The sequence below is a fragment of the Streptomyces nanshensis genome (assembly GCF_001751255.1).
Classification (GTDB): Bacteria; Actinomycetota; Actinomycetes; order Streptomycetales; family Streptomycetaceae; genus Streptomyces; species Streptomyces nanshensis_A.
Genome location: NZ_LJGW01000264.1, coordinates 1 through 9,883, shown reverse-complemented (window position 1 = coordinate 9,883; position 9,883 = coordinate 1). Strand labels below are relative to the sequence as shown.

Below are 9,883 nucleotides of genomic sequence, written 5' to 3'. Positions count from 1 at the left end.
CGCATCCCCGCGCGCCCGCCCCCTCTTCCTCTTCTCCGCTCCCCTTTCTTCGCTCCTCTTCTTTCTCTTCTGTCTCTCCTGCCGGTCAGCTACGGCGCCGGGTCACAGCAGGCCCAAGTGCCGCAGATCCGCCATGTACTTGGTGATCAGCTCGGGCGGCACGCCCTGTACGCCGTCGTCGCCGCCCACCCCGGCCTCCCGTACGGCGGCGTCGAAGCGGACGGTGGGCCGCCGCGGCCCGGTGACGGGACGCAGCGGTTCGCGGAAGGCGTCCAGCAGCGGAAGCAGGGAGTGCTGCCGCTGCTCCTCGGGCAGTCCGCGCAGCGCGGTCTCGAAGCGCGCGAGCCATGTGCCGTAGCCGTCGATGTGCTGGATCCGCTCGCCGCTCTCGATCAGCCAGTCGACGAAGACGTCGAGCGAGGCGTTCTCGTCGTGGGTGCCGAGGGCGTTGTACGTGTGGAAGCCCTCCGTGGCCCGCTCCCCGAACGCGGTGACGGCCTCGGCGAGCACGTCGGCCGGCAGCCCGTGGAAACGGGCGTGCCCCGCGTCCTGTCCGCCGTGCGGGGAGTCGTCCCCGTAGAAGGAGCGCGGCGCGACCCCGGTGGCGGCGAGGCTGAACAACAGCCGGGTGAAGAGGTCGGGCACATTGAGCTGCCCCCGGTACACGCTGTGCGCCAGGATCAGATCCGAGCGGACGACCGCGCACGGCAGCCCGCACAGCTCGTGCGCCTGCCGCAGCAGCACCTCGCCGGCCCACTTGCTCGTGCCGTAGCCGCCCGCGTACGCCGAGTCCAGCCGCCTTACGGGAACGACCGCGCGGATGTCGGTGTCCTCGTCCAGTGCCGCGCCCGCGAGCTGGGTGCCCACCGCGACGCTGGAGAGGAAGGTGAACGGCTTGATCCGGGTGGTGAGCGCCAGCCGGATCAGCTCGGCCGTGCCCGCCACGTTCGGGCCGAACAGCTCGCTGTAGGGCAGGACATGGTTGACGAGCGCCGCGGGATGGACGATGCGGTCGGTCTCGGCGGCCAGCCGCTCCCATGTCCGCGTATCCAGGCCGAGCCCCGGTTCGCCGATGTCGCCCGCGAGCACGCGCAACCGGCCCGCGGACAACTCCCGGTAGCGGGCGAGGAGTTGCGGGTCGCCGCTGTCGAACGCCGCGTCCAGACGTGCGCGCGCGGCCTCGTCGCTGCTGCCGCGCACCAGACAGACCAGCGTGCCGCCGGCCGGCGCCTCCCGCTCCTCCTGCTCCAGGCGCTCCAGCAGCTCCAGACAGAGGAACCGTCCGAGATAGCCGTTGGCGCCGGTCAGCAGCACGGTGCGCGCCGGGCCGTCCGCACGCGGCAGGGCCGGGGCGGCGTCGAGGACGTCGGCGCCGACGAAGGTGTCGAGGCCGAGACCGGAGGCCCGTACCTCCGTGGCGTCCGCACCGTGCACGGAGGCGAAGGTGGCGCGGTCCCCGCCCGAGGCCGGACGGGTCGCGATGTGCCGGGCGAGCGCGCGCAGATCCGTCGCGGGGCTGGTGATCAGGGAGACCGGGACGTCGGTCTCGTAGATCTCGCCGAGCAGCCGGGAGAGGGAGAGCGCGGAGAGCGAGTCGCCGCCGAGGTCCGAGAAGCGTGCGGCGGGGTCGAGTTCGCCGGGCGGGCAGCCCAGCAGGCTCCCGGCGGCGCGGCCGACGGTCTCCGCCACCGGCCGCTCCCGGCCCTCGCGCCGCAGGGCGTGCAGTTCCTCCGCCTGGCGTGCGGCGAGGTCCGTGTACATCTGCTCCAGGCGGTCGCCGAAGTGCCGCTTGGCGCGCGGGCGGGAGAGCTTCCCGGCGTCGGTGAGGAGACCGTTCGCCGCGGAGAACGGCTCCGTACGGACGATGAAGTCCCGTGGAATCTCATAGGACTTGAGCCCGGCGTCCTTCGCCGCCTGCCGAAGGGCCGTGCTGAGCGCCGACTTGAGCGCGTCCGCGGCGTCCGCCGTGCCCGTGGCGTCCCCTGCGCCGTCCGCCGCCGCGCGCTCCGCGTGTGCGACCGCCTCCGCGGACGGCACCACCACGGCCAGCAGGAAGGAGCGCTCGCTGCTGCCGTACACATAGATCTGCCGGATCAGCGGGCTCGCCGCGAAGACGGTCTCCAGCCGGGAGACGGCCACCAACTCGCCCTGGGAGAGCTTCAGTACGTTCTTGGTGCGGTCCACGTAGACCAGTTCGTCCGGGCCCGTTCGCGCCATGATGTCGCCGGTCTTGTAGAAGCCGTCCTCGTCGAAGGCCGCTGCCGTCGTCTCCGGGCGCTTGTAGTAGCCCGACATGATCATCTCGGTCTTGATGCGCAACTCGCCCCGCGGGTACGGGGTATCGGTGCGGAAGTACCCCAACTCCGGTACGTCCACGAGCTTGTGGTCGATCACCGGAGGAGCGAGCCGGTGCCCCGTGGTGATCATTCCGGCCTCCGTGGCGCCGTAGCCGTCCATCGGCGTCACCTCCAGGCACGACTCCAGGAACGCGGCGGTCTCGGCGTCCAGCGGCGCGCTGCCGCACATCACGCGCACCAGCCGGCCGCCGACGACCGTCTCCCGTATGTGCCGTCGCACCTCCGCGGGCACGGCCGACGGGTCGCCGCCCTCGGCCAGCCGCCGGTCGGCCTCGCTGCGGTACTGCTGGAAGAGCATCTCCGAGACGCGCGGCACGAGCATCAGATCGGTGGGGCGGGCCAGCGACATGTCCTCGAACAGCGTCGAGAGGTCGCTGCGGGCCGCGAAGTAGTGCGTGCCGCCCGCGCTGAGCGTGCTGAACAGCGTGTAGCGCCCGGCGAGATGGCTCATCGGCAGATAGTTGAGGCTGATCACGGGCGTGTCCGTGGTACGCCACGAGGCGCCCCACAGATAGGTGGCGAGCCGCCTGCTGTACATGGCTCCCTTGGGCACGCCGGTGCTGCCGGAGGTGTAGAGGAGGGTGGTCAGCGAGTCCTCGTCCGTGCCGGTGTGCAGCGGAGCGACGGGCGCGGTCTCCCCGCGCGCCAGCGCGGCGTCCAGGGTGTCGAGCGTGACGGGCGAGTCGGCCGCCGCGAGCCGTGCCGCGGCCGCCTCGTACCGCTCGCGCTGCTCGTCCACGCGCAGATCGCAGTCGAGGACGATCAGACGGCTCAGCGCCGCGTCCTCCGCCGCATTCGGGCGGAGCGCCAACTCGACCGCGACGTGCAGGAGTTCGGTGCTCACCGCCAGCAGACGGGGGTCGGACTCCACGACGACCGGGGTGAGTTCGGCGACGGTGGCGCTGGAGTGCAGCGGTACGGAGACCAGCCCGAGGTGGATGCAGGCCAGGTCGACGGTGGCGTAGTCGGCGCTGGTGAAGCCGAGCGTGCACACGAAGTCCCCGGCGCCGAGCGGGTGTCGGGGGTGTGCGGCCAGTTCGTTCGCGAGCGCCTGCACGCGCTGCCGCACCTCGCGATAGGTGACGGTGTGGAACCGGGGCAGCAGTTCGGCCGTCATCCGGCCGGTCCGCGGGTCCTTCACCAGCTCCTTCGCGCGCTCCCCGAAGGCGGGGCGGTCGGCGTAGCCCGCCATGACGGTCTCCATGATGCGGGGGAGGCCGATGTCCGGCCGGCGTATCGCCTCCGTGACCGAGTCCAGGGGCCTGGCCTCCCGGAACTGCCGGTCCACGGCGTACAGTTCGGCCGTCCGGCGCTGCGCGGGCGGAACGTCCGCCGCTCCGGCCCCGCCGTCGTGCCCGGACTGTGCGTTCTCTGCCATTCCGTCTCCTTCGACGTCACCACGAGTGCTGGTATGTCAACGCGCGGAGACCATATGCAAACAGCCGCGGTCCGTGGCCGGCGCGCTTCTGTCGCGCGGTGCCGATCGGCAGACCGGCCCCTTCCGCCGCTGTTACGCTCCCTCGTCACCCGCCGCACGCGCGCGGGGACGGACGGCGCCCCGGGCCGGGGCCGACTGCGCCGGAGGGGGAGAGCCGAGTGGACGCCGAGCGGCCCGCCTGTCCGGGCTGTCTGCCGCTGCTGCGCCGGGAGTTGACGGCCCGCGGCGTGATCGCCGTGGACAGCGCCGTCAGTCACGCCGGTCAAGTGGCTCCCTTCCGCGCGCTGTTGGAGGAGGACCCGGACTTCGCGGCGCACCTTCAGGAGGTGGGCGACGGTGTGCTGACCGCTGACCGCTGACCGCTGACCGCTGACCGCACCGGGCGCTGACACACGCCCGGTCCCCGGCCCACCCCCGTACGACGCATGGGGCCCCTGCAACCCGTACAACCGGCCCTGCGCACACCGCACTTGTCCCTACGAGCACCGCACCCGCTGCGGTCGAAGGAGCGACACCATGGCTCTGCGAAGACGGACCCTGCGCAACCTCACCGGAGGGGCCCTGCTGGCCGCCGCCGTACTGGCCACCCCGTTCATCGCGCACGGCGCCCCCGGCACCGGTGAGGCGGGCCCGGACGGCGGCGCGGCGCGCGAGGGTTCCCGTACCGCCGCGGCCGGGGACAGCCTGCGGATCTACAGCAACAACATGGAGAACCTCGTACGCAACCACTCCGGCGGCTCGTGCACCCGGATCTCCGGCCCGGAGCATCTGAAGTCCGTGCTCGTGGACGACGAGGGCAAGACCGGCACCGACGGGGTCGAGGCGCCCGATCTGCTCGTGCTGCAGCAACTGCGCGGCAAGGGACAGGCCGAGGCGTACGCCGACCAGCTCTCGGCGAAGTTCGGGCTGCCCGCGGGCACGTACAAGGCCGTGGTGTCGGCCGAGGACCCGCCGGAGTGGGGCGGCAGCCACCACTGCGACTCCTCCGCGCTGGGCGATCTGAAGAAGAAGCAGACCAACGGCCTGATCTACAACACCCGCCGGCTCGGGCTCGCTTCGGGCGATGTGTCGAAGTACTGGAGCGCCGGCTGGCTCAAGCCCGGCACGGCGTACGGCGACGGCAAGGGCTGCACGCTCTACAAGCCGCCGAACAACGACGACGGCGCCGCGAACGAGCACAAGTGGCGGCGCACCAGCGCCATCGCCGCCCGCTTCACGGTCAAGGGCACCGGCACCTCCGTGTTCGCCGCGACCATGCATCTGCCGCAGGAGAACGCGAAGCACGCGTGCGGCGGCGAGGGCGACAAGGGCATCGGCGGCAGCGGCATCCGGCTGGGCGCGGACGCGACGCGGCTGCTGAAGGACTCGGACGTGCGCGTCGTCGGTATCGACGCCAACCGCACCGGCATCGCGGCCGACACGCTCAGCGAGTACGGCATGAAGAGCTACGGGTCGAAGCCCACCGACGGCTCCCGCAAGATCGACTACCTCTTCGTGCGCGGCAGCGTGGGCTCCTCGCCGGTGGACCACACCGTGGGCAGCACCGAGTCCAACCACCTGGCGCTGTACGGGTTCGTCGGCCTCTGAGCCGCAGCGTCCGCCCGTCCCGTACGGAGTGCGCTTCCGTACGGGGCGGACGCGGGGAGGGGCCGATCTTGCGGCCGAACGTGTCGGCAACCCGCCGCCCCAACCCGCCGGTCGAGCCCGTCAGTTGGGCTCATCAGCCGGGCCGTCAGTTGAGCTTGGCGACCGCCGTCCTCGTCGTCCGCTGGAAGTCGGCGACGGGCGCCCGGCCGAGGTCGCCCATCTCGCCCCAGCGGACCAGGGTCACGGTCCGCCCGTCCCGTCCGACCCCGAACAGATGGACGTTGGGCTCGGATTCGGGGATCGAGACATGGACGCCGTAGACGTGCGCGCCGTCGCCCGCGGCGAGCCCGCCGTAGTCCTCCCAGGAGGCGGTGCCGCCGGGCGTCTCCCGCAGCCAGTCCGCGGCGCACGCCGCGACCGACGCGCGCAGCGCGGCCGCCAGCCGTGCCGCCGCCGTCTCGTTCTTCGACACCACGGCGACCTGGGTGGCGTCGGTGTCCAGGTCCGTGTGGAACTCCCGGTAGCGGCTCCCGTCAGCGGGTAGCGCGCCCTCCGCGCAGAAGGGCTCCGGATCCGGCAGCCCCGCCGTCACCTTCCCCGCCGACCAGCCGGACGAGGCATGCGGCGGCAGATCGGCGGCGGCCAGGAAGCCCGGCACCGGGGCGTTCTTTCCGGGATCCTTTCTGGCGTCTCTGGCGTCCTTTCCGGCGTCCGCGGCGGCACCCGGGCCGCCGGCGGCGAGCGTGAGCCCGAGCGCGGCGAGCACGGCCGCGGACCCCAGGGCGGACGAACGGACGGCACATACAGGCATGTTGGGAACCTTTCCCCCGTAACGGACTGTCGTGACAGCAGACCCGTGAACGGCCCCCAGGGTTGTGCGCCGCGTTCCGCGGAGCCTCCCCTCTCCGGAGCCCCCGGCCCCAACTGCCCCTTGCCGTACGGGCATCGGGGCTCCTACCGTGAGCGATCACCGTTGTACGCCGGGTACGTGACACACGTACTTACTCCAGGACTCCAGCCATGTCAGCCGCGCGAGGACCAGCCGATCCGGCCGCCCTGGTACGGGAGTTCGCCGAGGAGCTGCGGCGGCTGCGCGAGAGCGCGGGGTCGCCCACCTTCCGTGTGATGCGGGAGCGTTCGGGGCTGTCGCTCGGTGCGCTCAACCAGGCGACGCGCGGCGAGGCGTTGCCGTCCCTGCGCGTGACGCGCGGCTTCGTGACGGCGTGCGGCGGCGATCCGCGCGCGTGGGAGGAGCGCCGGCAGGCGGTCAAGGCCGAACTCGACGGGCAGCGGCGCCCCGACGACCCGGACTCGCCGCCCCCGTACCGGGGACTGGCCCGCTTCGAACCCGAGCAGGCGGACCTGTTCTTCGGACGGAGCGAACTGGTCGCCCGGCTGCACGCCCTCACCCGCCGCTTCCCGGTCACCGCGGTCTTCGGCCCGTCGGGCAGCGGCAAGTCCTCGCTGCTGCGCGCGGGACTGATCCCGGCCCTGCGGCGACAGGGCTCCGAGCCCGAGCCCGAGTCCGGCTTCGGCTCCGGCGCGGACGCACCCGTCCCCGCCGGCATCCGCATCCTCACCCCCGGTCCGCGCCCCGCGACCACGCACGCCGAGCGGCTCGTGCCGCACGACCGGGAGGGCGAGACCTTCGTCCTGGTCGACCAGTTCGAGGAGGTGTTCACGCTCTGCCGCGACGACGCGGAACGTACGGCCTTCCTCGACGCGCTGCTCGCCGCGGGCGAGCCGGACAGCAGACTCCGCGTCGTCCTCGCCGTCCGTGCGGACTTCCTCGGCCACTGCGCCCGGCACGCCGGGCTCACCGCCGTACTCCAGGAGGCGACGCTGCTGGTCGGGCCGATGTCCGGCGAGGAGCTGCGGCAGGCGGTCGTACGGCCCGCCACCGTCCGCGGGTTCCAGGTCCAGCGCTCGCTGACCGGCCGTGTCATACGCGAGGTCGAGGGCGAACCGGGGGCGCTGCCGCTGATGTCGCACGCACTGCTGGAGACCTGGCGCCACCGGCGCGGGCACATGCTCACGGAGGCGGCGTACGAGAGCGCGGGCGGGCTGCACGGCGCCATCGCGCAGACCGCCGAGGAGGTCTACCGCGGCTTCTCGGCGGAGGAGGCCGAGGCGGCGCGGCGGGTGCTGCTGCGGCTGGTGGCGCCCGGCGACGGCGCGCCGGACACCCGGCGTCCCGTGGACCGGGCGGAGCTGGGCGCGGCCACGGAGGCGGGCACGGACGCGGACACGGATGCGGACGCGCAGCCTGCGTCCGCCCAACGGCCGCGATCCGTCCCGACGTTGGGCCCCGGACGGGCCTCGGAGCAGGACCCGGTTCCGTCCGCACCCGCCGCCTCCGCCACTCCCGACGCCACACCCTCCGTCACCGCCTCCGTCGTGGACCGGCTCGTCGCCGCCCGCCTCCTCACCTCCGACGACGGCGTCGTCGATCTCGCCCACGAGGCCCTGATCACCGCCTGGCCCCGGCTGCGCGCGTGGATCGACGCCGAGCGCGGCCGGCTGCTGGTGCACCGGCAGCTCACCGCCGCCGCAGGCGACTGGGAGGTGCTGGAGCACGACCCGGGCGCGCTCTACCGGGGCAGCCGTCTGGAGGCCGCCGCCGAGGCGTTCCCGCCCGGGTGCCGCGAGGACGAACTCACCCCGCCCGAACGGGACTTCCTCACCGCCTCGCTGCGTCTGCGCGACCGCGCCGTACGCATCCGCCAGGGCGTGACGGCCGCGCTCGTGGCGCTCTGTCTGATCGCGACGACCGCCGCCGTCGTCGCCTTCCAGCAGCGGGCGACCGCGCACGCCGAGCGCAACGACGCCGTCTTCCACCAGACGACCACGCAGGCGGACAAGCTGCGCGGCACCCGCCGTTCGCTCTCCGCGCGCCTCGACCTGGCCGCGCAGCGGATGCGCGCCACACCGGACGTCGACAGTCGGCTGATCGCCGACGCGGGCGCCACGCTCTCCTCGCGCCTTCCGGGTCACCGGGGCGTCGTCTCCGCCGCCGACTTCACGCCCGACGGGAACACCCTCGCCAGCGCCGGCCACGACCGCACCGTCCGGCTGTGGAACACCGCCGACCCCCTCAAGGCCCGCCCGCTGCGCGCTCCGCTGACGGGGCTCACGGAGCGCGCGGAGGACGTACGGTTCAGCGCCGACGGCACGCTGCTCGCCGTCAGCCTGCACGACGGCACCGTACGGCTGTGGGACACCCGGAACCCCCGCCGCCCCGAGCCGGTCGGCGCTCCGCTGAAGGCCCACTCCTCGGCGGTCGCCGCCTCCCGGTTCAGCCCGGACGGTTCGCTCCTCGCGACGGCGGGCGACGACGGGACCGTACGGCTGTGGGACCTCTCCCGCCCGTCCCGGCCCCGGCCGCTCGGCGACCCGCTCTCGGCACACCAAGGCGGCGTACAGGCCGTCGAGTTCGCGCCCGACGGCGGGACGCTGGTCAGCGGCGGCCACGACGGCCGCGTACGGCTGTGGGACGTCGGCGATCCCGCGCACGCCGAACAGCTCGGCGACGGACTCCGCGGGCACGGGGCGCCGGTGTGGTCGGTGGCCTTCAGCCCCGACGGGAAGACGGTGGCCAGCGGCGGCTTCGACGAGACGGTACGGCTGTGGGACGTCTCCGACCCCCGGCACGTCCACGAGCGCGCGGTGCGCACCGAACCCCGGGCGCCCGTCTGGTCGGTGGCCTTCAGCCCGGACGGGCGGACGCTGGCTGCGGGCGGCGAGGACAACGCCGTACGGCAGTGGAACGTGGCCGACCCCGACTATCCGCAGCCCCTCGGCGAGGCGCTGACCGGACACAGCTCCGGCATCTGGAGGGTCGCCTTCCGCCCGGACGGCACCCGGGAAGGCACCCGGGACGGCGGATCCGGTGCGGGGTCCGGCGACGGCTCCGGCGCAGGGTCCGGTCACACCCTGGTCAGCGCGGGCTACGAGGGCGATCTGCTGCTGTGGCACCGCCCGCGCACCGTGCTCACCGACTTCACCAACCCCCTGACCGCCGCCGCCTTCGGCCCCGGCCGACGGCTGCTGGCGACGGCCAGCACCGACGACGGACTGGTACGGCTCTGGGACGTACGCCACCCGCGCCGGGCCCGGCTGCTCGCTCAACTCTCCGGACACCACGGCAAGATCACCTCGGTCGCCTTCGCCCGGGACGGCCGCACGCTGGCCAGCGGCAGCGACGACGGGACCGTACGGCTGTGGGACGTCTCCCGGCCCTCCGACGCGCGCCCGCTCGGCAAGCCCCTGGCCGGGCACGGGGGCGGCGTGCTCACCGTGGCGTTCGCCCCGCGGGGCGAACGGCTGCTCGCGGCGGCGGGCGAGAAGGGGACCGTACGGCTGTGGCATGTGCCCGAGCGGGGCCGCCCGTCGGACGCCGGGACGGTGGACCCCGGCGACGGACAGGTCAACTCCCTTGCGTTCGCCCGCGACGGGCGCACGCTCGCGGGCGCGACCGAGCGCAGCGCCGTGGTGCTGTGGC

General features: G+C 73.6%; 5 protein-coding genes. 3 read left to right on the top strand and 2 right to left on the bottom strand.

The genetic code is table 11. The features are described from left to right. Positions 1-102: 102 nt before the first annotated feature. Positions 103-3,735 (bottom strand): carboxylic acid reductase, encoded by a 3,633-nt coding sequence (gene car, locus AN218_RS15640; protein WP_079132204.1) that lies wholly within the window; start codon positions 3,733-3,735, stop codon positions 103-105. A gap of 218 nt (positions 3,736-3,953) precedes the next feature. Here car and AN218_RS15635 point away from each other — a divergent pair, with 218 nt between their 5' ends. Both AN218_RS15635 and AN218_RS15630 read left to right on the top strand, forming a co-directional pair. Continuing rightward, the gene (locus AN218_RS15635) at positions 3,954-4,154 is read left to right on the top strand and encodes an O-methyltransferase (protein WP_070017499.1); all 201 of its coding nucleotides are present in this window, start codon (positions 3,954-3,956) and stop codon (positions 4,152-4,154) included. A 157-nt stretch (positions 4,155-4,311) separates the two neighbouring features. After that, positions 4,312-5,382, top strand: coding sequence for a hypothetical protein (locus AN218_RS15630; protein ID WP_070017498.1), 1,071 nt, complete (start codon positions 4,312-4,314; stop codon positions 5,380-5,382). 145 nt (positions 5,383-5,527) lie between these two features. On the opposite strand, the gene AN218_RS15625 is transcribed toward AN218_RS15630, so the two are convergent. Beyond that, positions 5,528-6,193: a hypothetical protein gene (locus AN218_RS15625; protein ID WP_070017497.1), complete on the bottom strand. Its 666-nt coding sequence runs from the start codon at positions 6,191-6,193 to the stop codon at positions 5,528-5,530. A 209-nt stretch (positions 6,194-6,402) separates the two neighbouring features. On the opposite strand from AN218_RS15625, the gene AN218_RS15620 reads away from it, so the two are divergent. After that, positions 6,403-9,883, top strand: a 3,481-nt coding sequence (locus AN218_RS15620) for a WD40 repeat domain-containing protein (RefSeq protein WP_070017496.1), incomplete at its 3' end; no start/stop codon positions are given.